The sequence below is a fragment of the Brevibacillus sp. AG162 genome (assembly GCF_006715575.1).
GTDB classification, from domain to species: domain Bacteria; phylum Bacillota; class Bacilli; order Brevibacillales; family Brevibacillaceae; genus Brevibacillus; species Brevibacillus brevis.
In genome coordinates this window covers 490,147-513,322 of sequence record NZ_VFNO01000002.1, presented here as the reverse complement: position 1 = coordinate 513,322, position 23,176 = coordinate 490,147, and the positions used below count along the sequence as shown (strand labels likewise).

Annotated in this window: 20 protein-coding genes; 15 read left to right on the top strand and 5 right to left on the bottom strand. The window is 47.1% G+C overall.

All coding sequences use genetic code 11. From position 1 onward, the window contains the following. The first annotated feature begins 25 nt into the window (after nucleotides 1–25). From FB479_RS07260 to FB479_RS07245, 4 genes are all read left to right on the top strand, one after another. Nucleotides 26–400 (top strand): nuclear transport factor 2 family protein, encoded by a 375-nt coding sequence (locus FB479_RS07260; RefSeq protein ID WP_142063700.1) that lies wholly within the window; start codon nucleotides 26–28, stop codon nucleotides 398–400. Nucleotides 401–650: 250 nt separating this feature from the next. Then, nucleotides 651–1,073, top strand: coding sequence for a DoxX family protein (locus FB479_RS07255; protein ID WP_142063698.1), 423 nt, complete (start codon nucleotides 651–653; stop codon nucleotides 1,071–1,073). An 82-nt stretch (nucleotides 1,074–1,155) separates the two neighbouring features. Continuing rightward, nucleotides 1,156–1,485 (top strand): ArsR/SmtB family transcription factor, encoded by a 330-nt coding sequence (locus FB479_RS07250; RefSeq protein ID WP_106654384.1) that lies wholly within the window; start codon nucleotides 1,156–1,158, stop codon nucleotides 1,483–1,485. Next, nucleotides 1,482–1,904 carry an SRPBCC family protein gene (locus FB479_RS07245; protein WP_142063696.1) on the top strand — a complete coding sequence of 141 codons (423 nt, stop codon included), beginning with the start codon at nucleotides 1,482–1,484 and terminating at the stop codon, nucleotides 1,902–1,904. Before FB479_RS07250 ends, FB479_RS07245 begins: the two co-directional genes overlap by 4 nt. A 98-nt stretch (nucleotides 1,905–2,002) precedes the next feature. Here FB479_RS07245 and FB479_RS07240 read toward each other — a convergent pair whose 3' ends face one another. The 3 genes from FB479_RS07240 to FB479_RS07230 are packed head-to-tail and all read right to left on the bottom strand — an operon-like array spanning nucleotide 2,003 to nucleotide 4,059. Then, the gene (locus FB479_RS07240) at nucleotides 2,003–2,713 is read right to left on the bottom strand and encodes a B3/B4 domain-containing protein (protein WP_142063694.1); all 711 of its coding nucleotides are present in this window, start codon (nucleotides 2,711–2,713) and stop codon (nucleotides 2,003–2,005) included. A 50-nt stretch (nucleotides 2,714–2,763) separates the two neighbouring features. Then, nucleotides 2,764–3,402, bottom strand: coding sequence for a LysE family translocator (locus FB479_RS07235; RefSeq protein ID WP_142063691.1), 639 nt, complete (start codon nucleotides 3,400–3,402; stop codon nucleotides 2,764–2,766). A 33-nt stretch (nucleotides 3,403–3,435) separates the two neighbouring features. Then, complete coding sequence (locus FB479_RS07230; RefSeq protein WP_142063688.1) at nucleotides 3,436–4,059, bottom strand: FMN-binding negative transcriptional regulator; 624 nt, start codon at nucleotides 4,057–4,059, stop codon at nucleotides 3,436–3,438. A 102-nt stretch (nucleotides 4,060–4,161) separates the two neighbouring features. On the opposite strand from FB479_RS07230, the gene pdxR reads away from it, so the two are divergent. Next, on the top strand, nucleotides 4,162–5,541 hold the full coding sequence (pdxR, locus tag FB479_RS07225) for a MocR-like pyridoxine biosynthesis transcription factor PdxR (protein ID WP_142063685.1): 1,380 nt from the start codon (nucleotides 4,162–4,164) through the stop codon (nucleotides 5,539–5,541). A 270-nt stretch (nucleotides 5,542–5,811) separates the two neighbouring features. Here the strand turns inward: pdxR and FB479_RS07220 are convergent, their stop codons facing one another. Next, nucleotides 5,812–7,053, bottom strand: a complete 1,242-nt coding sequence (locus tag FB479_RS07220) for an amidohydrolase family protein (RefSeq protein ID WP_142063682.1) — start codon at nucleotides 7,051–7,053, stop codon at nucleotides 5,812–5,814. Between the two features lie 283 nt (nucleotides 7,054–7,336). On the opposite strand from FB479_RS07220, the gene FB479_RS07215 reads away from it, so the two are divergent. Then, complete coding sequence (locus FB479_RS07215) at nucleotides 7,337–8,806, top strand: amidohydrolase family protein (protein WP_142063680.1); 1,470 nt, start codon at nucleotides 7,337–7,339, stop codon at nucleotides 8,804–8,806. Between the two features lie 57 nt (nucleotides 8,807–8,863). Here the strand turns inward: FB479_RS07215 and FB479_RS07210 are convergent, their stop codons facing one another. Then, nucleotides 8,864–9,646, bottom strand: a complete 783-nt coding sequence (locus FB479_RS07210; RefSeq protein WP_142064611.1) for an SDR family oxidoreductase — start codon at nucleotides 9,644–9,646, stop codon at nucleotides 8,864–8,866. Between the two features lie 232 nt (nucleotides 9,647–9,878). On the opposite strand from FB479_RS07210, the gene FB479_RS07205 reads away from it, so the two are divergent. From FB479_RS07205 to FB479_RS07150, 9 genes are all read left to right on the top strand, one after another. Beyond that, entirely contained in the window at nucleotides 9,879–10,952 is a 1,074-nt protein-coding gene (locus tag FB479_RS07205; protein ID WP_142063677.1) for a branched-chain amino acid aminotransferase, read from the top strand. 206 nt (nucleotides 10,953–11,158) lie between these two features. Beyond that, on the top strand, nucleotides 11,159–11,860 hold the full coding sequence (locus FB479_RS07200) for a GntR family transcriptional regulator (protein ID WP_142063674.1): 702 nt from the start codon (nucleotides 11,159–11,161) through the stop codon (nucleotides 11,858–11,860). 40 nt (nucleotides 11,861–11,900) lie between these two features. After that, complete coding sequence (locus tag FB479_RS07195) at nucleotides 11,901–12,530, top strand: sterol desaturase family protein (RefSeq protein WP_142063672.1); 630 nt, start codon at nucleotides 11,901–11,903, stop codon at nucleotides 12,528–12,530. A gap of 520 nt (nucleotides 12,531–13,050) precedes the next feature. Further along, nucleotides 13,051–14,655, top strand: a complete 1,605-nt coding sequence (locus tag FB479_RS07185; RefSeq protein ID WP_142063670.1) for a glutathione ABC transporter substrate-binding protein — start codon at nucleotides 13,051–13,053, stop codon at nucleotides 14,653–14,655. Between the two features lie 771 nt (nucleotides 14,656–15,426). Next, entirely contained in the window at nucleotides 15,427–17,013 is a 1,587-nt protein-coding gene (locus FB479_RS07175; protein WP_142063666.1) for a glutathione ABC transporter substrate-binding protein, read from the top strand. 100 nt (nucleotides 17,014–17,113) lie between these two features. Next, nucleotides 17,114–18,685, top strand: a complete 1,572-nt coding sequence (locus FB479_RS07170; RefSeq protein ID WP_142063662.1) for a glutathione ABC transporter substrate-binding protein — start codon at nucleotides 17,114–17,116, stop codon at nucleotides 18,683–18,685. A 37-nt stretch (nucleotides 18,686–18,722) separates the two neighbouring features. Continuing rightward, nucleotides 18,723–19,940, top strand: a complete 1,218-nt coding sequence (locus FB479_RS07165) for an amidohydrolase family protein (protein ID WP_142063659.1) — start codon at nucleotides 18,723–18,725, stop codon at nucleotides 19,938–19,940. 847 nt (nucleotides 19,941–20,787) lie between these two features. Beyond that, complete coding sequence (locus FB479_RS07155) at nucleotides 20,788–22,362, top strand: glutathione ABC transporter substrate-binding protein (protein WP_142063656.1); 1,575 nt, start codon at nucleotides 20,788–20,790, stop codon at nucleotides 22,360–22,362. A 127-nt stretch (nucleotides 22,363–22,489) separates the two neighbouring features. Further along, entirely contained in the window at nucleotides 22,490–23,119 is a 630-nt protein-coding gene (locus FB479_RS07150; RefSeq protein WP_106657577.1) for an NUDIX hydrolase, read from the top strand. The last annotated feature ends 57 nt before the right edge of the window (nucleotides 23,120–23,176 follow it).

Genomic DNA, 23,176 nt, shown 5'->3' with positions numbered 1-23,176 from the left:
CTTATTAAAGAAAGGATGACCTGCTATGAAAACTTCACTCAAAGAGAATGCGGTGTCGTTTTTGCAATTGGTAGCGTCGGGTAATGTGCGAGAAGCATACCAAAAATACACAGGACCAAATTTTCGCCACCATAATCCCTTTTTCCGCGGCGATGCTCACTCTCTTATGCTCGCAATGGAAGAGAACGCCGCAAAGAATCCCAATAAGATTCTCGAAGTGAAACGTGCGATCGAAGAGGGGGATATCGTAGCGGTTCATTCCCATGTGAAGCAAAACCAAGAGGACCTTGGGGGAGTTGTGGTCCATATCTTCCGTTTTCAGAACGACCAAATCGTCGAATTCTGGGATGTAGGTCAGCCCATACCGGATGATTCCCCCAATGAGAATGGAATGTTCTAAAGTACCCAAGAAAACCGAGTCACAATGGTAAAGCTTCGGCATTCACGCGCCGAAGCTTTTTGGCATGTAGTCAGGGGATGAATAGACTGACTTTGGTTTTCATGTGGTGCGAAGAGATGTTGTTGACAGGACACCAAATAGTGTCGTATTATCAAAACGACACTATTTAGTGTCCAATTAGATGTTGGTCATTTTTAAAGATTGGAACCTGAATAAGTTTCACTTGAAACCATTATGAGGGGGAAACAAAATGAGTAAGATGATTGGGGCGGAAACAAACGCGAAAGCAGAGACCAAGCCCCGAGGAAAGATGATTGCTTATTGGTCAGTCACATTACTACTCGCATCAGCGGTTATGTTAAGTGGTATCGGGCAACTGATGCAATATGGGGGAAACCTCGAGTTAGTGACGAATCTTGGTTATCCATTATACGTCTTGACCATTCTCGGAATTTGGAAAGTGCTTGGAGCCATCGCCCTCGTCGTCCCAGGTTTCCCTCGGCTTAAAGAATGGGCTCACGCTGGTATCTTCTTTTTAATGACTGGTGCGGCTTTCTCTCATGCGTTTGCTGACGATTATGGTGATTACGGGTTTGCTATTATTCTTCCGCTTTCATATGCTGCACTAAATATCGCATCGTGGGCGCTTCGTCCGAATAGCCGCAAACTTTAGGGAGGTGGTGAAAATAACGACTGTCCTCTTCGTACCACCAATAGATTTCTACCACAGAAAATAACATTTTGGAGGGAGTGTTGTGAGCGAGAACAACCAGTTACGGGATGTGTTTGATGCAATTGCAGACCCAACTAGGCGCCAATTGATTCGCCTGTTAGCAGAGACAGAGGAGATGCCGCTTCATGAATTAACGGCACAGTTTCAAATGGGCCGGACAGCGGTATCCAAGCATTTGACAATCCTTAAAGAGGCCGGACTGGTACTTGACCGAAAAGTCGGCAGAGAAACGCGATTTAGGCTAAACGCCTCTCCACTCAGAGAAATTCAGGATTGGGTGACTTTCTACAGTAAGTTCTGGAGTACGAATATGTTGCGCTTGAACCAACTATTAGAGGAGGAAGAAGAATGAGTTTAACATTATCCTTGGATTTTGAGTACAAGACATCGATTGAGAAGCTTTGGTCCGCCTTAACAGATTCAAGCAAGCTTGCCAAGTGGATGGTCAACATCCATAATGGTCAGGCGATGGAAAATGATTTTAAGCCCGTCGTAGGACACCGTTTTCAGTTTCGCACTCAGCCGACCGAATATTGGGACGGAATTGTTGACGGAGAAGTGCTTATCGTGGACGAACCACACCGGTTGTCCTATACTTGGTCCAGTGGAGGAGAGAACCACACGGTTACTTGGACGCTGCAGGATTTAGGGAACGGAAAAGTTAACCTGCATCTCGAACAAACCGGAATCTCAAATGCGCAAGCACTGGGTGGAGCTAAGTATGGCTGGAGTAATTGGTGCGGCGAGCTTGAAAAGGTGTTGGAACAATAATCGCATTCGTTACTAGAAGATATGGAAAGAAGTTTCATAAACACAAAGAACGGCAGCCAGTGTTTGGCTGCCGATTTTCCATATCAACGCACAGGACCTTAATCAAAGATTGTCATTTCCTTATGATTGATATCTAACACTTCCATCTTCACCATACCCCCAAGATGATGTGGCACGGAATCAGACAATTCTTTAAGCGCCATATGGAATTCATCGCTTCTTGTTTCATCGATTAATTCGATACAGAGGAATGCATTTTTCGTATTTTCTGTTAGCATTGTCCTCTGCGCTTCACGCCAATTCCAGCATCTGCATATTGCACCGTCATCATCTTTATAAACAATCTCCCCTTCATAGGGCGAAGCATTTTCATCCTGTCCCAATGGGATAAACGGTTCGTTGCCATTTGCCTGCGTCAGGCGAATATCGCCTACAAAAGTGTCGATATCTTCTCCACCACAAGGAAGCCCATAACGCAATGAAATGGAATTATAGATGTCGACAAGCGGATTTATTGTTCCGATCGGATTGCCATTTTTCACTCTTTTTAATAAAGCTTCAATGGAACATCTTGCGCCTTTCTTTGTCTTGAATTTCTGAAAAGCTTCTCGCCAAACGGAAATGACAGGATTGCTACTGAATTCCTCCAGACTGATAAATGTATGCGCTTCTTTCTCAGCCTCCTGCAGCAGCTTCTCGTATTTTTCAACGTCCCTAATTGAATTATCAATTCCCTGGCAAATCACGATGCCTATTTTTGCATGAGGGAATAACGACCAAAAATCATCTTCAATGATAAATTTAGGCATAACCTATCTCTCCGTTTCATTTAGCTTATTGTCAATTTCATCATGCATACTTATGTTTTGGAGGGGCTCGCAAAGGCGGAGAATATCCCTAGCGCAATATAGAAATAACCAGTTATCCGATTCACTACCTTTGAACTCGCCGTACTACTCACAATCCGCTTTCTCATACTTGCTGCGAGAACGGCATACAGACCATCGCTAACAAAAGCTAGGATAATAAATATCGTTCCTAAAAGCAAAAATTGAACGGTGACTGACCCAGCAGTAGGCGATATGAATTGCGGAAAGAAGGCTAAAAAGAAGAGTGCGGTCTTGGGATTCATTACCTCTACAAGCGCTGACTCGTAAAAAATCTTTCGTAATTTTTTGCGAGGGGCTTTTGGAATTTCGGAAGCCGTTGTATCAGCTTTAGAAAATAAAGTTTTACACCCCAGATAGATAAGATAAGCAGCACCCAAGTATTTCACGATATGAAACGCTGTTGCCGATGTCATAAGGATCGCAGAAACGCCAATTGCTCCAGCTATCACGTGAACAGAGCCGCCAAGAGACACACCTAGAACGGATACCAGACCGGCTTTCTTCCCTTGATCGATGCTTCTTGCCATAATGTAGAACACAGCTGGTCCAGGTATGATTAACAATGTAGAAGCGGCAATGACAAATAGCCAAATAGTTGAAAACTCCATAAGAAGCAACTCCTTGTTGTATCTATAGGCTGATCATTTAAATAGCTCTTTCCGTTGCTCACGCATCCACTGCGCAACCTGAATTTCCTCTTGATCATTTGATTTTTCAAGTTTTGCCACAATCGATTTATAATCGGTGTTGTTGCGATTTTGGCTCATTTTGGCTGCACCTTGAATCGAGGTGATTTCAATCTCAAAACCAACGATTCCTTTCATTTCTCTCTCAAGCAATTCAGGATCAAATGTCTCCCAGAGCCGACCATTTTCTCGGTGAGATTCATAGTGTGTAAGCATCGAATCCAAAGCCGATTTCAGTTCATCCTTCGTAAGGATTCGTGCTGTCCCATACGCATGTACAGCGAGATAGTCCCATGTGGGAACCTGTTCACTCTCATACCAGCTTGACGAAATGTAAGCGTGCGGTCCTTGAAAAATTAGCAATACATCCCGATTGTTATCCAACGTTTTCTTCTGCATGTTTCCGTATGCAATATGCCCAGTCGCATAGATTTTCCCTTCCTCTTCACGAATTTCCAAAGGAATATGCGTAGCCAACGGGCGGTGTTCATCAACCGTAATCAATAGGGCAAACGGGTTCGACTTCATCATTTGAACTGCCTCATCATGATCCATACGATATTGCTTAGGAATGTACACAGTAACCACCCTTTCAACTTGAACTTGAACCAAGCGTATGATACAAACTGACATAAAAAAAGATACAATATCAAATAAATATACATGTCAGGAGGGGTGGAAATGAAAAATACCATTTTTACATTCAAAGATCATTCTCCTAAATACAAACAAATCTATGAGAAATTTAAATCATTTATTGAGCAAGGCGACATAAAGGCGGACGAGCCATTGCCCTCCATTCGCCAACTTGCAGATTCCTTACAGGTAAGCCGGAATACAACATTAATGGCGTATGAGCAACTTGTTGCTGAAGGGTATATTCGTGGAGAAGGCCGAAAAGGTTATTTTGTAAATGAGTTAGAGCCCGTTTTATTTCAAGAGGCTCGCAGCTCTTCTGCTTACAAGCAAACAGAGCCGGTACCACCTGTTCGTATTGATTTCCGCGCAGACGTCGTCGATCAATCGCATTTCCCTTTAAAAACGTGGAGAAGGATTTCGAATCAAGTATTAACGGCTAAGGATAGCTTCCGGTACGGGGAGCCTTTTGGTGAATCGAGCCTGCGTGAGCAAATCGCAGCATATTTACTTCAGTCTCGTGGGGTGAGAACAGAACCAGATGCCATCATTATCGGAAGTAGTACCCAACAAATGCTTGTGTATCTCGGTCTTGTCCTGAAACATGATTTTCCTAGCGTGATTGTGGAGGATCCTGGTTACGATGGCGCTAGGAAAGCTTTTCAATTAAATCGTTTTACACTGGAAACATTACCCGTTTATGAAACAGGTGCTGATTTTTCACACTTGGAACATATGAAATCACGATTGATTTATGTGGCGCCGTCCCATCACAGTCCATATGGGGTAAGCATGCCCATTCAACAAAGGCATGCACTCATCCATTGGGCAAAAAATAGGCAAGGATATATTATCGAAGACGATTATGATAGTGAATATCGCTATACCCAACAACCATTTCCTGCACTTGCTTCCATCGATTCAACAAGGGTTATTTATCTCGGAAATTTCTCGAAGTGCTTTCTTCCAGGAATTCGTTTAAGTTATATGGTGTTGCCACAGCCACTTATCAGCTGTTATAAAAGTCAATTCGCCCATTTCGAGAGCACCACTTCACTCCTTAGCCAATTTGCCATGGCGAAATTTATGGAGGAAGGGGAATGGAATCGCCATATTAAACGCATGCGTCTGGTTTATAAACGAAAAATGCAGCACTTCGTTTGTGAATTAAGGAATCATTTCAAGCAACATATTTCTATCATTGGCGAGCAGTCTGGTTTGTACGTATTAGTAAAAGTACACGTGGAGCGTTCAGAAGAATGGCTCATTCAACAAGCTTCCCTTCAGGGAGTGAAAGTGTATCCTACTTCACTCTACTTCATTAAAAACAAAACCGATGAACCAATCATTAAACTTGGTTTCAGTAATTTATCAAGTGATGAAATCCAACGTGGTGTGAAGCTCTTAAAAAAGGCTTGGTTATAAAATACATCACACGTTTATCACGATACCAGCCGAAGCGCAATGGAAAAAAGAAACCTGCCTTTAGCGTCCACCTCTGAAATACTTCGCTGAGGCGCGACTTTGGACGCGGGTTTCTTTTTTTCCATGGAGCTGGGCAGGGATGACCCCTTAGGAGGTAGCCCAAGAACTTGAGCGTTTTCTTCTTTTTTCTCCCCACCACCGAAGGCTCGATTTAAACCTAAAGAAAAAAAGGCTTCCCTGAAAAATCAGCGAGCCTTCGTGTCTAACTGACTATTTTGTTTCTTCCATTCTCTCCAAAGCACCATGCACAATCTTCCCTTTAAACATAACAGCAGCCCGACGAGATTTTCTCGCAATCGCTTCCGCAGAGCAGGAGCTTTCTGCAAACACGATGCTTGCCTCGTCGCCAATCTTTGGCCATGCACGGTTGCCATCTTTATCGAGCGTTGTTTTTCCTCCGGTGATGAAGTACAAGGATTGCACCAGAGATTTCTCATCGACCCAACGGTAGCGCTCGACCAGACGGTTTAGCTTATCCAGCATATCGCCCGTACCATATGGCGACCACGAATCGTAGAATCCATCGTAACCAAGCGCGACATGTACGCCTTTGGCATGAAGCATCGGAACAGGTGGCATCGCCCGATTAATTGGAACGGTCGTCATGATCATCGTTCCCAGCTGGGACAATCGATCTGCCATGTCCGAGCTTTCCTCCATCGACACATCTCCGAGCGCAAAGGCATGACTGATCGCCATACGGTTCTGCCAACCAGCTTCCTCGGTAAGATCGAGCAGTCTTTTGATCGTATAAAAGCCGAGTGTCCCCGGATCATGCAGGTGAATATCGACATCTGCATCTGCTTCCACCGCAATGTCCATCATTTCACGCAAGGAGCCTTCCAATTCATTATCAATCCCAGCTGGGTCCAAGCCCCCAACCAACGTAGCGCCTTCCTTCATGGCTTGTCTCATCAAGGAGCTTGCTTGTGTCCGCAGGAGCCCCTGCTGCGGGAAAGCGACGATTTCATACGTCAGACGATCACTGTATTCTTCCAGTGCTGCACGCACACCCTCCAGGTTTTTCAGCCCGATGTATGGATCGATGTTGACGTGTGTGCGCACATGTGTGGCGCCGCCTTTGATATGGAGCTGGAGCATCGCTTGTGCGCGCTCTTTGGTCGTCCCGGTCATCAGCGGCATTTCTTTTGCTTCGAACTCCAAGCGATCGATCAGTTTTTTCGGAGGGAGGCAAGATTTCCAGGTTGCGCCCGCATACGTTTTATCCAGATGATTATGCTTTTCAACAAAAGAGGGGAGGGCCAATAAACCTTTGGCATCTTCTTGCGGTAAAGTGGTGTTGAGTGGTTCGTCCGCCGATACGATGTCTGCGATTTTGCCGTCTTCGATCTTCAAATGACAGATTTCTGAGATTGTGTGAAAGACACCGTCGTCTCCTGTTTCAAATCCTTTATCGAGACGAACGTTGGTTAACCAAAAAGCCTGCATCACTAGAAATCAGCCCTTTCTCTATCTTGCAAGTAGTGGATGAGAGTCCAATCTAGCTGTCTATGTTAATTGTAGTGAATATTTCGAACAAAGTTGTTCATCTTTTTTACTACTTTTTGCATGATCTTTACGTATTGTGTGGAATCTTGCCTGTTTTCGAAAAGGAGTAAAGATTGTGCAAATACACGTAAAGGTTTTGAAACAAATTTTACAGAATATTTCCTATAATGACGAAGGATACACTGAAGTGGAGAGGCCGGAACGAGAACGAGTAGGGAGGATCATCATGAAAAAGAAAATAACCGCAAAATATGTCATCGGTTTTGACGGCGAAGATCATGTGATTATCAAAGATGGAGAAGTCATTTACGAGAACGACACCATTGTGTATGTGGGGCATCATTTTGATGGCGAGGTAGATGAAGTGATCGATACTGGCAATGCAGTAGTCAGCCCGGGCTTCATTGACCTGAATGCGTTGGGAGACATTGATCACGACATCGTACATCTGGAGCAAGCTTCTGCGAGAAACAAAAATATGCTCTGGTCAGAAGATTACTACCGCAAAGGCTACCATGAGGTAATGACCCCGGAGGAAGAGGCGTTCAAATCCCTTTACGCCTACAGTCAACTGATTCTGAACGGGGTAACGACAGCGATGCCGATTACATCCGTCTTCTACAAGCGCTGGGCGGAAACGTATGAGGAGCTGGCAGCCGCAGCCGATCACGCAGGACGCTTGGGATTGCGCATGTACATGGGGCCGAGCTATCAATCCGGCATGCGCGTCGTGAAGGCAAATGGAGAGATCGAAGTACTGTGGAACGAAGCGGAAGGACAAGCAGGTCTGGAGCGGGCTGTACAATTTGTCAAAGATTTCGATGGGGCGCACAACGGACTTATTCGTGGAATGCTCGCGCCAGAGCGAATCGAGACACAGTCTGTAGAGAATCTGATCAATACAAAGCGCTACAGCGAGGAGCTCGGATGTCCGATCCGTCTGCATGCTGCACAAGGTCTTTATGAATATACAGAAATTCATCGTCGTCACAACAAATCACCGATTCAGTTCCTGAATGAGATCGGCTTCCTCGGAAAGAAAACGGCAATTCCGCACGCCCATTTCATTCCAGGCTTTAGTAAAGCGAAATTCGGAGAGGGAGACGATTTAGCGATCCTCCAAGAGACAGGCACAACCGTGATTCACTGCCCGCTCGTAGTCGGCCGCCACGGCGAGGCACTCGAATCGTTTGCCCGTTACAAGCGTCGTGGCGTCAACATCGCGATTGGAACCGATACGTTCCCGCCTGACTTCATCCAAAACATTCGCACAGCCAGCATGCTGTCCCGCTTGGTGGAAGGCGATGTTGCGGATTCCAGTTATGCTGATATTTACCGCGCAGCAACATTGGGCGGAGCACGTTTCCTTGGCAGAGATGATCTGGGACGATTGGCGCCGGGGGCAAAAGCAGATATCATTGCCATCGATCTGGACGGTTTCCACATGGGGGCGGTTGATGATCCAATCCGCACGATTATCACGTGTGGCTCAGGCCGTGATGTGAAGCTCTCCATCATTGCTGGACGCACCGTTATGAAAGACCGCCTCATGCCAGGAGTTGATCTGGAAGAGATCAAAGCGAAGGGACAGCGTTACTTTGACAAAATGCGTCTGGGCTACGTCGAGCGCGACTATCAGCAGTTGGGCGAAAAAGAGCTGTTTAAGCCTTCTTTCCCAATCGTGAGCAAACCATAGCCTGAACAAAAAAGAAGAAGCACAATCTGCTAGAAACGGCGGATTGTGCTTTTTCACTTACCGGATGAACCCGCCTTCGGAATGCATAATCTGTCCCGTAATCCACTCCGCTTCGTCACTCGCCAGAAATGCGACCAGACGCGCTGCATCCTCAGGCTGTCCGATCCGTCCGAATGGAAATTGCTGCAAAAGGTATTGCTTGATTCCGTCGTTCATCCACCCTGAATCGGTAGGACCTGGATTTACAGCGTTGACCGTAATCCCTCGCGTAGCTACTTCAGCAGCCAGTGTGGCTGTCAGGGCATCCACGGCTCCTTTTGTTGCCGCATACGCGATCTCACCGACCATCGGGCCTTTGGATTGACCAGATGTCATGTTGATGATTCGGCCTCCGCGTTGTTGAGAGAAGCGACGAGCAAATTCCACGCTGAGCATGGTGGTTGCCCGTACATTGATGGCATAATGGGCGTCCAAACTGGCTATATCCAGTGCCTCGTAGCCGTCATTAGTCGAGTAGCAAGCATTGTTGACGAGGATGCTCGGTGCGCCCAATTGTGCTGTAGCTGCGTCGAGCACCTCCTTGTAGGCATCCGGCTGTGACAGGTCGATCTCGATTCCCGCACACCTGACTCCGTAGCGTCTGATCTCCTCCTGCAAAATTGCGGGTTCATCCTTTTGAATCCCATGTGCCATGGAGTGGTCATAGGCGGTCCAATACGTATGGAAAATATCGGCCCCGTGTGAGGCAAGCACTTTACAGATAGCAGCGCCAATCCCTTGAAGGCGGCTGGCACCTGTTACAATGGCAATTTTTCCGTGCAGACGAAGGCTTGTCGTCATCATTGTCCCTCCTCATTTTCGTCTACTATACCTTTTCGGCACGACGATCGCTTTCATCCTGCATGATCAAAAAATCATACATCGCGAAAATTTAACGAAGTTTTCGCTAAATGACAGGTATTTGCGCCCCTACGAGAAACTTAAGCTGGAAATCATGCAAAATTGTTGCTATTTTGTATATATAGGAAGTTTTCAAGAAATAGTGGATTTAATACTAAGGGAGATGTAGAAGATGGAGTGTCAGTTAACAATTACCCGGACAGAACAGAAAAAAGAGAAACCAGCTTCTGACAAGCTGGGGTTCGGTGTTCATTTTACCGATCATATGTTCACCATGGATTATACAGAAGGTAAAGGATGGCATGATCCACAAATCGTCCCTTACTCACCGCTGACATTAGACCCGGCAGCAATGGTGTTCCACTACGGGCAAGCAGTTTTTGAAGGCTTGAAAGCTTATCGCAATCAAGAGGGCAAGGTTAGCTTGTTCCGTCCTGATCAAAATTTCAAGCGTATGAACCGTTCACTGGAGCGCATGAGTATGCCGTTGATCGACGAGGAATTCATGGTCGAGGCATTGAAGCAGCTGGTAGCGGTAGATAAAGAATGGATTCCAACAGAAAACGGACAGTCTCTCTACATTCGTCCCTTCGTAATCGCAACGGAGCCATGCTTTGGTGTGCGCGCTTCGCATACGTACAAATTGGTGATCGTGTTGTCGCCGGTTGGAGCGTACTATGCGGGTGGCATGAAGCCCGTGAAAATCTACGTAGAAAACAACTACGTTCGTGCGGTAAGAGGCGGAACAGGAAACGCAAAAGTGGCAGGTAACTACGCAGGCGGTCTGAAAGCACAAGTGGAAGCGAAGGAAAAAGGCTATGAGCAAGTGCTGTGGCTCGACGGCGTAGAGAACAAATATATTGAAGAAGTAGGCAGTATGAACGTGTTTTTTAAGGTAAAAGGGGAAGTGTGGACCCCATCATTGAACGGCAGCATCCTGGAGGGTATCACGAGAGATTCGACGATCCAATTACTCAAACACTGGGGAATTCCAGTCGTAGAGAAGCGGATTTCCATGGAAGATCTGCATACCGCTTACGTCAACGGTGAGCTGGAAGAAGCATTCGGTACCGGAACAGCGGCGGTTATTTCCCCAGTCGGTGATCTGAACTGGAACGGACATCAGATGATCATTAACGGTGAAAAAACAGGGGAATTGACAACGAAACTGTATGACGAGATGACAGGAATCCAGTACGGTGAGCGTGAAGACAAGTTTGGCTGGTCGGTAGAAGTAACAGAATAATCACGCCAGTAACACAAGAGGCATAGCCTTCTCTTTTTCGAAAGAGGGCTATGCCTTTTGTGATCATGTAGGAAAGTCCAATCCCTTCACGCACGAAAGCATTACGTTGCAGTATTTCACCTCTTGACAGGAGTTGTGTAAAATATTACCTTTTGTGGTAATACCACAAAAAAATGTTGTAGGACCAGCAGCGCAGGGAGGCGATCATGACATTGGAGAAAAAAGGGGGAAAGAAAGAACGGTCGTCGGATCAAATTGAGATGAAATTAATCAAGGCAATTTTGACCCGAGAGTATCCTGCAGGAAGTACGCTGCGGCCGGAACGGGAGCTGGCAGAGTACTACGGGGTAGGTCGGCCAACCGTTAGAGAAGCACTGCAACGCTTGGAAAGAGATGGCTGGATCACTGTGCGGAAAGGGCATCCGGCAATTGTCAATGATTATTGGCATCAAGGCAATATAATGACTCTTGTCCATATCATTCAAAACCACGACGATGTTACGGATGAGTTTATTTCTTATTTGCTGGAATTGCGGATATCGTTGGCGCCTGCTTACATTCGTAACGCAGTTGCTGCTCAACAGCCGAAGGTAGTCGCATTGCTTGCCAATCTCGATCAACTGAAACCTGATGCTGATTCTTACGCAGTGTTTGATTGGGAGCTGCAGAAAAATCTGACGAGGCTTTCCCCAAATCCTATCTATTTACTGATTGTAAACAGTTTTGATTCCTTTTACCTAAAAATGGCGCGAAGGTATTTTTCCATCCCGGAACACCGCGAGGTATCTTGGCACTATTACCATGAACTGTTGAACGTCGCTTTGCAGGGAGATTTCATCGAAGCAGAGCGTGTAGCCAGAAAGGCAATGGAAAAAAGTTTGGAGCTGTGGAGAAACCGAACCGTGTAGGAACAAGACAAGTGAAGGAACACAAGAGGAGGGCGTTCTGTTGAAGGCAAAGTTTCTGAAGGAATTTTTTACGTTTCCGGATATCCTCATCATGAGCATTCTATTCCTGATTAGCTTGTCTTTCACTATGTCTAAATGGTACGTGTTGGAAACCTGGTTGGCACTCGTGGCGGGGATGATTGGATATGCGGCAAGCGAATACTTGATTCATCGATTTCTCTTTCACCTCAAACCGCCTCGAAATCCATTTTTTCTCCATTTGTTAAAACGCTTACATTACGATCATCACGCCGATCCGAACAACTTGCACCTGTTGTTCTTGCCCGTGTGGTACAGCTTGCCGCTCATTGCAGGAACCGGAGGCATTTGCTATCTGCTTACTTCCGACGTGATTGTGACCAATGCCTTTGTTACAGGCGTGATAGGATTTCTGCTATTTTATGAATGGAAGCATTATATCGCCCATCGTCCAGTTCAACCCATATCTCCATGGGGGCGCTGGATGAAAAAGCTTCATCTATGGCATCACTTCAAAAATGAACATTATTGGTACGGTGTTACCAGCCCTGTTTTTGACGTCATGTTGGGAACTTACAAGAATGAACAGGATGTCGAGAAAAGTTCGACGGTGAGGGATCTGGAAAGACGGGACAAAGATGTTGAACTGTAATGGTCTTTCGACGCCCGTCACTTGTACTCGTATAAATGAGCATATTTCGACATCTTCGCACGGCCATCCCCTTTTTGAGGGATGGCTTTTTATCTTCTTTACGTTTTAAAAGGCCGATGAACCAGCAAAGCTGGTGAGAAGAAAAAGCACAGGGCTCGCAGACCTTGACAACGCCTGCCCAGTCGGAACTTAAAAAAGGGGACCACGCTTGTCGAACACTTCTCCCTTGAGAAACTTCCGCCCGTAGGGTGGCTTTGGCTCGACGGTCCCCTTTTTTAAGTGGAGACGGACAGTCAATCCCCCTTGCGGGCGTGTCAGAGACGAAGAGAACTGTGCTTTTTCTTCTTCTCCACTATGTAGGCACCTTCAATAGAGTTATTTTGAACATTCAAAAACGACATAGTAAAGAAAATGAAAAGAAAGGTAAAGATAATGAAAAGATTAAAAGTAAGAAAATTAGTAATATTTAGTCATGTCATATTCTTTTCATTCTATCATCCAGAATAAGGGGGCATTCACAGTGAAGAAGAAGCACATGCTAGGATCTATTCTCGCCCTGTCTGTCTTGGTTTCCACAGTCTTGGCAGGCTGTGGTGGCAGTCAGACATCCAGTGGGACGAATTCCGCGTCCAACTCCAATCAAGCTTCGACTAGCCCCGCTTCTTCATCGGCCGCAGCGGGTGGAGGCGGTACCTTGATTATTGCGCGCTTGTCCGATGCGAATAATCTGGACCCGCATTTCAGTACCCAGATTAATTCCATGGCAGTGACGCAGCACAAGCTCTATGAAGGTCTGGTCATGATGGATCGGAATAGTGAGTACAAACCTCTTTTGGCAAAGGAATGGAAGCAAAAAGACGATGTCACCTGGGAGTTCACTCTGCGTGAAGGCGTTACCTTCCACGATGGGGAGCCATTCAATGCGGAAGCCGTGAAGAAGACAATCGACCGTATTTTGGACAAAGACAATCCGACTCCCAAGGCAAACATGTTTGGCATGATTAAAGAAGTGAAGGTCATTGACCCGCTGAAGGTAGATATTATTTTACATTATCCGTTCGCAGGGCTGCTGTCCGTACTGGCGAGTGCCGAGGGTGGCATCATCAGTCCGAAGGCAATTAAGGAATTTGGCAAAGAGTTGTCCAAGAAACCAGTAGGGACGGGGCCGTTCATCTTTGAATCATGGACGCCTGGACAAGAAATCGTCATGGTGAAAAACGAGAAGTATTGGGGCAATCAACCGAAGCTGGAAAAAGTCGTTTTCAAAACCATTCCCGAGGATGCGACGCGTGTAGCCATGGTGGAGACAGGTGAAGCTCATGTCGCAGAACAGCTTCCCGTCACTGAACTGGAAAGGGTACAGAATTCACAGAGCATGTCTTTAGGTCGGTTCGAATCATTCGCGGTTGACCACATCGGGATGAACGTCAAGCAGAAGCCTTTTGACGATGTTCGCGTCCGTCAGGCCATCGCCCATGCGATCGATAAGGAAGCGATTATTAAAGGGGTATATAACAATGTCGGAAAAGTAGCCATCTCGTCATTAGGGCCAAAAGTCATCGGCTACAGCCCGAATATTAAAACGCCGGAATATGATCTGAACAAAGCGAAGCAATTGCTCACCGAAGCAGGCTACGCCAACGGATTCAAGGCAACCATCTATCTCAATGACAACAAAGCACGAATCAATGTGGCAGAAGTGCTGCAATCCCAGCTGAAGGGAATCGGCATCGACTTGCAGATTCAAGTGATGGAGTTCGGTGCATATCTAGAATTGGCGGCAAAAGGTGAAGCGCAAATGTTCATTAGTGGCTGGGGTAATGCGACCGGGGATGCAGATTACAACCAGTACAACCTCTTCCACAGCACGTCAGCAGGTGTGCCAGGCAACCATTCCTTTTATAATAATCCGAAAGTCGATGCGTTGATCGAAGCGGGGCGTAAGGAGAAAGATCCAGAGAAGCGCAAGGAAATCTACGCAGAAGCGCAGCAAATCGAGATGGAGGAGGTGCCGTTGCTGCCATTCCGCAGTAGTGAAAACCTCGCAGCCATTGCAAAAAATGTACAGGGTGTGTACATCAGTCCATCCGGGTACATTGACGTGAGCCAAGTGACGATTCAATAGCAGGAGCTAGAGACCTTCTCCAACAAATGGAGAGGGTCTTTTTTTAGTAGATAAGAATTTATAAAATTCATATCGACATGGAAGACTTTTGCCCTTTGGGTACGAAGGCTTCATCAAAAATCTTGGCGAAGGCCAGTATTGTGGCTGCGGTGGGGAGAAGAATATTTCCAGTCTAGGCTCCAGGCTCCGTCCTGCTGGGGGCTAAGACTGTCCGCTCCGAAGGGATTCGCGGGGAAACGCAAAAGTGGTAGCCGCTTCGTAGCGCGAGCACGTTGCGTTTCTTTTGCCCGCAAATCCCTTCTCCGCTTGGTAGGACTCCACAAGTCGCTACGTCAGGAAATATTCTTCTCTGACGTAACTTCTTACATTTTTCAAGCATTTAAGTCATTAAAAGATCGGGTAACACTAAAGGCTCGTAGAGAAAACAGGAGAAAGAAGTGAATCCCCCAGCGGGTGGGACAAGAAGCTGAGCGTTTTCTCCTGTTTCCTCCACATCACTACAGCAACATATACTCCAAGTCTATTTTTATTGCATGATTCGCACAAAAGTAGAAAAAGTGAAAAAAAGAGTAAAGAAAGTGAAAATACAAGTAAAGAGAGTGAAAAAACAATGACAGAATAGTGGGTAAAATGAAATATGCGCGAATGGTCAAAATATTCAAGTGCATCTGGCGCAAAAAACGGTCACGACCGTTTTTTTGACCGCAAGCGGTCACATCAACATTTATGAAAAACGTTGAGACGTTTTTCACAAAACAGGGGGATCACTACATGAAAAAGACGCGCTTTTTCCAGACGCTGCTTGCCATGACCGTTGCGGTTTCTACAGCGTTGGCAGGCTGCTCGCAAGCACCTGAAGCAGGAGGGAGTACCAATTCTTCAGGGCAAACCAATGCTTCATCACCAGCTGGCAAAGAAGGCGGGACACTCGTCATCGCCCGCTTGTCTGATGCGAACAACCTTGACCCACATTTTTTAACACAAATCAATTCCGCTGCCATCATTCATCACAAGGTATACGAGGGTCTCGTTCGGATGGACAAAGAAAGCAAATATGTAGGCTCACTCGCTTCTGAATGGAAGCAGCTCGATGATGTGACATGGGAATTCAAGCTTCGCTCCGGTGTGACGTTCCACGATGGCACGCCATTCAATGCGGAAGCTGTAAAAAAGACGATTGCTCGTGTCCAAGACCCGGCAGTAGGCTCTAACCGCGCCAATTTATTTGAAGCCATCAAAGAAGTAAAGGTTGTGGATGATACAACGGTACAATTCATCCTCCACTATCCATACGCACCACTCCTGTCCGTGCTCGCCAGTGCAGAGGGTGGAATTTTGTCACCAAAAGCGATTGAACAGTATGGGAAAGACTTGACCAAGCAACCAACGGGAACAGGCCCTTACAAATTCGAATCATGGACTCCTGGTCAAGAAGTCGTCCTGGTGAAAAACGATAGCTATTGGGGCGACAAACCGAATCTGGACAAAGTCGTCTTCAAGACCGTTCCAGAAGATACGACCAGACTCGCGATGGTCGAGACAGGAGAAGCTCATATAGCTGAGCAAGTGCCGGTGACAGAAGTTGAGCGGGTGAAAAATTCTTCGAGTATGACACTTGGCCGTTACCCTGCATTCGCAAGCGATCATATCGGGATTAACAACTCGAAGAAGCCATTCGATGATGTGCGCGTACGTCAAGCGATTGCACATGCGATCGATAAGAAAACCATCATTCAAGGGGTCTACAACGATGTGGGGACGGTTGCTCATTCTTCCATTACCCCGTCCATGGTTGGTTACAGTCCGAATGTAAAAGACTTGCCCTACGATCTGGAAAAATCCAAAAAGCTGTTGGCGGAAGCTGGATACGCGAACGGCTTCAAAGCAACTATTTACTTAAATGATAACAAGGCACGGATTAGTTTGGCAGAGGTGCTGCAGCAACAGCTGAAACAAATCAACATCGATCTGGAAGTGAAAGTGCTGGAGTTCGGTGCTTATATTGAAGCAGCCAACAAAGGCGAAACAGAATTGTTCCTCAGCGGTTGGGGCAACGCGACAGGCGATGCAGACTACAACCAATACAATCTGTTCCACACGAAGTCGCAAGGGGCAGCTGGCAACCACGCTTTCTACAGCAATCCGGAAGTGGACAAGCTGATCGAAGAGGGCCGCAAAGAGAAAGACGAAGAAAAACGGAAACAAATCTACGAAAAAGCACAGCAAATCGAAATGGACGAAGCGGCAATGGTGCCATACCGCTTCTCAGAAAACCTCGCAGCGATTCAAAAAGGTGTAGAAGGAGTTTGGATCAGCCCAGCAGGACACATCGAGATCGACGATGTAACATTGCCGTAATTTTCAGCAAAAAAGTGCTTCATGATCAGCATAGCTTCGCCCATTGGGAACGGGCTATGCTGATTGATTATACAAAGAAGAATAAAATGGGGGCGAGTCTATGAAAAAACAGAAAATGCTAGGGTCAATGCTGGCAGGTATCCTGAGCGTTGCCTTCGTGCTTACAGGCTGTTCATCGGGTACAGAGCAAGGTGCGTCAGGGACTCCGACTGCGAAGGAAGCCCCGGCAACAGATCAGACGCTGGTGATTGCCCGGCAGTCTGATGCAAACAATCTCGACCCGCACTTTATTTCAGCGATCAATGCAGCGAGTGTGGTCCATCACAAAGTGTACGAAGGTCTCGTCCAGCGAGATGATAACATGGCGTTCAAACCGATGCTAGCCACGGAATGGAAGCAGTTGGACGATGTCACCTGGGAGTTCAAGCTGCGTCAGGGAGTAAACTTCCACGATGATACGCCGTTTAACGCCGAAGCGGTGAAAGCAACATTCGCACGCGTCCTCGATGAAAAGGTCGCCTCTCCACGTGCGTCTCAGTTCAAGATGCTTTCGGAAGTCAAGGTAGTGGATGATTACACCGTACATTTCAAGCTAGCCTACCCGTATTCCCCATTGCTGTCGATCCTCGCCAACCACGAAGGCAGCATCATTAGTCCAAAAGCAATTGAGCAATACGGCAAGGACCTGAGCAAACATCCCGTCGGTACAGGGCCGTTCGTATTCGAGTCGTGGACACCTGGCCAAGAGATCGTACTCGTGAAAAATGACAATTACTGGGGAGAAAAGGTGAAATTCAAGAAGGCTGTCTTCAAAGTCGTACCAGAGGACACGACACGCGTAGCTATGGTAGAGACGGGAGAGGCGCATATCGCTGAACCATTGCCGGTGACAGAAATTGACCGCGTCAGTAATTCCCCTCATATGGGCTTGTACCGGACAGAGGGCTTGGGGACAGATTTTATCGGGTTCAATACCAAGAAAAAACCGTTTGACGACATCCGTGTTCGCCAGGCGATCAACTATGCGATTGAGACCGATGCGATCATCAAAGGTGTATACAACGATGTCGGAACGAAAGCGAACTCCGCAATGAGTCCGAAGGTTCTTGGATATAATGAGGCGTTGAAAGGATACGAATTTGATCCGAACAAGGCGAAGGCCCTGTTGAAAGAAGCAGGCTATCCGGACGGCTTCAAGACAACCTTGTGGACAGGCGATCGCAAGGAACGGATTAATGCTGCGGAAGTGATCCAGTCCCAGTTAAAGGGGATCGGCATTGAAGTAGAGGTAAAAGTGCTTGAGTATGGAGCTTATCTAGATGCAGAAGACAACGGTGAAACAGAGCTGTTCATCAGCGGCTGGGGCAATGCCACTGGCGACGCTGACTACAACCAGTACAATCTGTTCCACTCCAGCTCTTTGGGTAAAGGCGGAAACACAACGTTCTACGTGAATAAAGAAGTGGACAAGCTGATCGAAGAGGGGCGCCGCGAGCAGGATACGGAAAAACGCAAGCAAATCTATGCAAAGGCGCTGGAGATTGAAAAGCAAGAAGCACCAATCGTCCCAATCCGCAATCTTGAGCATGTCGCTGCAATTAGCAAAAACATCAAAGGCTTCTGGATCAGCCCTTCTGGGTACATGATGATCAACGGCATTACGATTGAATAACGCAAACATGTTAGAGAGAAAAGGATGGAGACGGAGCATGGAAGAAAGTTTGTGGATCAAAAATGCGAGTCTGGAATGTGGTTATACAGAGGCGAATGGCATCGTGACGGGAACAAAGACGGAGCGTTTTCACGTCTTGCTCATGGACGGTCGCGTGGAGAAAATCGTACCTGCTTCGTCGGATATACCTAAGGGGGTATCTGTGTGGGATGCACAAGGCCTACTGATGCTTCCTTCTTTCCGGGAAATGCACATTCATTTGGACAAAACATTTTATGGAGGTCCGTGGCAAGCTGTTCTTCCTGCTCCGAATCGTTTTTTTCGAATCGAACAAGAGCAGGAACTGCTGCCCCGCCAACTTCCCGTCGCTCGAGATCGTGCAGAAAAGCTGCTGGAGTTAGTGCAATCACACGGTGCTACTCATGTGCGGACCCATTGCAACATTGACCCGGTCATTGGGCTGAAAAACCTGGAAGCCACATTGGAGGCATTGGCAACTTATCGTGAAAAACTTTCCTGGGAAATTGTCGCGTTTCCCCAACATGGCTTGCTGCGCAGTGATTCTGTTTCCCTCGTTCGTGAGGCGATGAAGCATGGAGCTGGCCTCGTCGGTGGTGTCGATCCTGCCACGTTTGACGATGAAATCGAGAAATCTCTTGATGCGATGATGGACATAGCGGTGGAAGCGAATGCGGATGTTGACCTGCACTTGCACGAGCCTGGACATTTGGGTGTTTATATTATGAAAAAACTGGCTGCTATGACGAAGGATGCGGGGTGGCAAGGCCGAGTCACTGTCAGCCATGCTTACGGGCTGGGAGAGGTACCGACTGCTGTCGTAGAAGAGGTCGCAGAGCTTTTTGCCGAGCAGCAAATCGCTGTCATGTCAGCGGTTCCCATTGATATGCCGACCATCCCGATTCCATTGCTTAATTCCAAGGGCGTCCATGTTGGATTGGGCAATGACAACATTACCGATCACTGGGACCCATTTGGAACCGGAGATATGCTGCAAAAAGCAAACCGTCTGGCTGAACGGTTCCGTTGGATCGATGAGCGATCTCTATCGCGTGCACTGGGATTCGTTACAGGTGGCGTGACCCCACTGGACCAAGCCGGGAATCAGGTTTGGCCGAAAGTCGGAGACGAAGCAAATGCGGTTTTCGTCCGTGCCAAATGCTCCGCCGAGGCTGTGGCTAGAATATCTCCGAAGGAAGCGGTGGTTTTCTCGGGCAAGATGGTTTGGCAGAAATAATAATCGAAGGATTGCAAGATTGTTCCGATCTTCCATGGCATTTTGGGAGATCGGATTTTTTATTGGGTTATAAAAGTGGCTGTAGTGGGGAAGAAGTGCATTTCCAGTCTACGCTTCGGCCTCCGCCCCGCTGGGGGTGAAGACTGTCCGCTGCGGAATAAATGGCGGGAGCGCTTCAAACGTAGACAGTTTCGAAGTAGTATCTCATAAATGAAGCTGAAATTCCCCGCCATTTATTCCTACGCTGCGATGGGCTCCAGAGGCGCTTGGACTGGAAATGCACTTCTTCCGGCGTAGCTTTTGTAAGTATTTTGAAAGCCGTCTCAAGATGAGAAAAGATTGCTTCGTGACCATACTGACTTTCATTTCAAATCTATTCATTGGAACACATCCGTGAAGTACAACAATGGAACACCTCTACAAATTTTCCATTATTGCCTTTCAAACAGATCAAAAAATAGACAAAAGTAACGCCAAAGAAGCGTGTTTCCAGTCATAGCGCCTCTGGAGCCCGACCGAGTGGAGGGATGACTGACGGGAGCGTTTTTAGCTTCAACGTGCGAATACTTCATCGAGGCTACCACTTTTGAAGCGGCTCCCGTCAGTCATTCCGGAACGGACAGTCTTTACCCCTTGCGGGGCGTAGGCCGAAGCGAAGACTGGAAACACGCTTCTACACCGAGGCTACGAATTCACGTATCTTTCCATCTGCACGAAATTAAATAAAAGTAAAAATATTATAAATTGATGTAAAGATGCTGAAAGGTTCGGTTGAAAATCTACCGTATAATGCAAATAAGAAATACATTCAGAATTTTCGACAGTATTCTACAGGGGGTAGACACAAATGAAGAAAACGCGCATGGTCGGTTCCTTGTTGGCTCTGACATTGACAGTTAGTGTAGCGCTGACTGGATGTAGTGGTGCGAGCTCGGAGCAATCCGGTTCGACGAATACAACTGCTGCAGAAGCTCCAAAAGAAGGGGGAACCCTGATTGTAGCCCGCAAGGCAGACGCCAACAATCTGGACCCGCATTTCATCTCCAATATTCCTTCGGCAAACTATGTGTATGGAAAAGTGTATGAGAGCTTGGTTTCTCGCGATAAAAATGGCGAGTACAAGCCTACACTCGCTACTGAATGGAAACAGCTCGACGATCTGACATGGGAGTTTAAGCTCCGTGAGGGCGTTACGTTCCACGATGGTACACCCTTGACAGCAGACGCTGTGAAAAAGACGTTCGAACGTGTACTCGATCCAAAGGTTGCATCACCACGTGCATCCAACTTCTCCATGATCAAAGAAATCAAGATCGTGGATGACAAGACTGTCCATTTCGTGCTGGAGTATCCTTTTGCACCGCTCCTTTCCATCTTGGCTAGCTCAGAAGGTAGTATCATCAGCCCGAAAGCAATCGCCGAGCATTCCGATACATTGGCGAAGCAGCCTGTGGGAACTGGACCTTTCAAATTCACATCGTGGGCACCGGGGCAAGATATGAAGCTCGCAAAAAATGATACCTATTGGGGTGAAAAGCCAAAAGTAGATGAAGTATTGTACAAGGTTGTTCCAGAAGATACAACTCGTGTAGCGATGATCGAAGCAGGCGAGGCACACATCGGCGATCAGCTTCCAGTGACGGAAGTAGAGCGTGCACAGGCATCTCCTGGCATGAACATGGTGCGTGCAGAAGGCTTGGGTGTGGATTACATCGGATTTAACGTGCAGAAGAAGCCATTTGATGATGTACGCGTACGTCAAGCAGTTGCGCATGCTATTGAAAAACAAGCCATTGTACAAGGGGTATACAACAATGTGGGAACACAGGCTGTTTCCTCGATGTCGCCAAAAGTAATCGGCTACAACCCGAATCTCCAGGATTACTCGTATGACGTCAATGCAGCAAAAGCACTGCTCGCAGAAGCAGGTTACCCGAACGGCTTCAAGACGTCCATCGTGACAGATGACCGTAAAGAACGCATGAACGTAGCAGAGGTCATCCAGTCCCAGTTGAAAGGCATCGGCATTGATTTGGAGATCAAAGTAATGGAATACGGTGCGTATCTGGAGCACACAGACAATGGTGAGCATGCGATGTTCATCGGGGGCTGGGGCAATGCAACAGGGGATGGCGACTACAACCAGTACAACGTCTTCCACAGCACTTCGAAAGGCAGCGCAGGTAACATGGCGTTCTACAACAATCCAGAGGTAGACAAGCTGATTGAAGAAGGACGTCGCGAAAAAGATGCGCAAAAACGCAATGAAATTTACGCAAAGCTGCAAGAAATCGAGCTGAAAGAAGTACCGATCCTGCCAATCCGCACGATTGATCATGTGGCGGTTACATCCAAGAATGTAAATGGCTTCTGGCTGAGCCCAGTTGGATACTTGATGCTGGATGAAGTATCGATCAACTAACGTTGTTAGAAGGGATGGCGTTTGTCGCTGTCCCTTCTTTCGTCAATAGAGAGGAATTCACGCTCTGGACCGGGAATGTAACTTGGGGAAAAGAAATGCTCAAGAGACAAGTCATGGGGTGGAAAACATGCAGGAAGAGCAGCTAGACATATTTGACGAAGCAGGACAGCACATCGGGGTAGAATCGCGTAGCGAAGTACACCGCTTGGGGCTGTGGCATCGAACCTTTCACTGCTGGATTTATCGCGTAGTAGATGACCAGATCGAATTGTTGTTTCAAAAAAGGCATCCACAAAAGGATACTTGTCCGAACTTGCTCGACATTACCTCTGCTGGTCATCTTCTCGCTTCGGAACAGCCATGTGACGGCGTGCGGGAATTGGAGGAGGAGCTGGGCTTGTCCGTGGGTTTTGAGGAATTGGACGAGCTTGCCGTGATTCGTGATGTAATGGTTGCCCCCTCCATCATTGATAAGGAAATGTGCCATACCTTTTTGTATGAATGCGATCAGCCCTTACGCGAGTACCGTGTACAGGAAGAAGAAGTCACGGGGCTGTTTTGGGTCGGGCTGCAAGAGTTAGAGCGGTTGTTTGCAGGCGAGATCGGGCAGATGACGGTGAATGGATTTTTGCTAACGGAAAATGGTGAACAAAAAGATACAGCGATGATCGCGGTCAAAGCTGACTTTGTACCACATGAAGTGCATTATTACCAGCAGGTGTTTGCAGCAGTGAAACTACGCGCAGCCAATCGATAACCCTGATCAGAACAAAAATGCCTCGCTTGTCATCGACAAGACGAGGTTTTTCGTTGG

Bases quoted from the DNA above. Each gene is read 5' to 3' on its own strand.
- FB479_RS07260 (WP_142063700.1), top strand. From the start codon at position 26: ATGAAAACTTCACTCAAAGAGAATGCGGTGTCGTTTTTGCAATTGGTA.
- FB479_RS07255 (WP_142063698.1), top strand. From the start codon at position 651: ATGAGTAAGATGATTGGGGCGGAAACAAACGCGAAAGCAGAGACCAAG.
- FB479_RS07245 (WP_142063696.1), top strand. From the start codon at position 1,482: ATGAGTTTAACATTATCCTTGGATTTTGAGTACAAGACATCGATTGAG.
- FB479_RS07240 (WP_142063694.1), bottom strand. From the start codon at position 2,713: ATGCCTAAATTTATCATTGAAGATGATTTTTGGTCGTTATTCCCTCAT.
- FB479_RS07235 (WP_142063691.1), bottom strand. From the start codon at position 3,402: ATGGAGTTTTCAACTATTTGGCTATTTGTCATTGCCGCTTCTACATTG.
- pdxR (WP_142063685.1), top strand. From the start codon at position 4,162: ATGAAAAATACCATTTTTACATTCAAAGATCATTCTCCTAAATACAAA.
- FB479_RS07215 (WP_142063680.1), top strand. From the start codon at position 7,337: ATGAAAAAGAAAATAACCGCAAAATATGTCATCGGTTTTGACGGCGAA.
- FB479_RS07210 (WP_142064611.1), bottom strand. From the start codon at position 9,646: ATGACGACAAGCCTTCGTCTGCACGGAAAAATTGCCATTGTAACAGGT.
- FB479_RS07205 (WP_142063677.1), top strand. From the start codon at position 9,879: ATGGAGTGTCAGTTAACAATTACCCGGACAGAACAGAAAAAAGAGAAA.
- FB479_RS07200 (WP_142063674.1), top strand. From the start codon at position 11,159: ATGACATTGGAGAAAAAAGGGGGAAAGAAAGAACGGTCGTCGGATCAA.
- FB479_RS07175 (WP_142063666.1), top strand. From the start codon at position 15,427: ATGAAAAAGACGCGCTTTTTCCAGACGCTGCTTGCCATGACCGTTGCG.
- FB479_RS07170 (WP_142063662.1), top strand. From the start codon at position 17,114: ATGAAAAAACAGAAAATGCTAGGGTCAATGCTGGCAGGTATCCTGAGC.
- FB479_RS07165 (WP_142063659.1), top strand. From the start codon at position 18,723: ATGGAAGAAAGTTTGTGGATCAAAAATGCGAGTCTGGAATGTGGTTAT.
- FB479_RS07155 (WP_142063656.1), top strand. From the start codon at position 20,788: ATGAAGAAAACGCGCATGGTCGGTTCCTTGTTGGCTCTGACATTGACA.
- FB479_RS07150 (WP_106657577.1), top strand. From the start codon at position 22,490: ATGCAGGAAGAGCAGCTAGACATATTTGACGAAGCAGGACAGCACATC.